This window comes from Croceicoccus bisphenolivorans, assembly GCF_001634625.1.
GTDB lineage: Bacteria > Pseudomonadota > Alphaproteobacteria > Sphingomonadales > Sphingomonadaceae > Croceicoccus > Croceicoccus bisphenolivorans.
This window is the reverse complement of sequence record NZ_LRSE01000059.1, coordinates 1-983: the sequence shown is the minus strand read 5'-3', so window position 1 is coordinate 983 and position 983 is coordinate 1. Positions and strand designations below refer to the sequence as shown.

General features: G+C 63.4%; 1 protein-coding gene. It reads left to right on the top strand.

What is annotated here, in order from left to right; translation table 11 throughout:
* Positions 1–18: 18 nt before the first annotated feature.
* Positions 19–983: hypothetical protein (locus A7A77_RS18230; protein WP_172799943.1), on the top strand; the 965-nt coding region annotated here is incomplete at its 3' end.

The window sequence follows — 983 nt, the reverse complement described above, 5'->3', positions numbered from 1 at the left end:
GACGACGGGACGGTTGAAGTGTCATCGCTACCGGGCGGCGGTTTTGCGGTGCACTGGCTGGCGGACAGCAACGCGGATGGCGACGGCGACACGCTGGCGATCCAGCGCTATCTGGCCGACGGCAGCAAGGACGGCGGAGTGGTGACACTGACGCTGTCGGACCAGCTGACGAACGCCGACGGCGTGGAAGGGTTCGATCTCACTGCGCTCGACAACGGCGGCTATGCGCTGAGCTACGAGGTGGAACTGGAAACCTACGGCGAGTTCATGACGTTGGGTAACCCACCGCTGCAAACGGTCAGCATCGTGGGTCGCCCCAGCGAGATCTTCGTCGGGAATACGGACGCGACGTTCCAGTTGCGGGGCTTTGCCGCCAACGGCAGCCCGATTACGATCACGCTCGATGTCGTCGACGGGGTGATCAGCCTTGGCGAAGGCTTCTTCGACCAGTTTGGTTATGATGATCGCTTCACGCTGATCGTCTCGAACCCGTCCGCTCCGTTCGACCTGTTTATCACGAGCACGCAGACGGCAACCTATACGTCGGACAATCCGCTCACCGAAGTGGATGTCACGGCGGCGTCAGGGCCGTCGCCGGTGCCGGGTGCCTCCCAGGCCATCCTGTCGAGCCTGGATGGCCGCGTCGAGGCGTTCCATATCGAAAGTGCAACCCCGGCCTCGGGACAGACGGTGGGCTATACTCTGGTCGTCAACCCGCTGGGCGATGCCGATGCCTTTGCCAGTGCCACGGGTGGCAACCTGTTCTCTGGCGGGCTGGTTCTGTACGGCGGCCTGACCCCGGATGCGAACGGCGACATCTTCGTGCCGCAGAACGTGCTTGATGCACTGGGCGATCAAGATGCCGGCATCGCACTACTGGTGAACGGCCTCGAACCGGGCAGCAGCGTCACAGGCTCCGTCACCTACCGCGAAGGCACAGACCTCCCCGAAGGCATCTTCGTCGAAACCTACGACGCCGATGG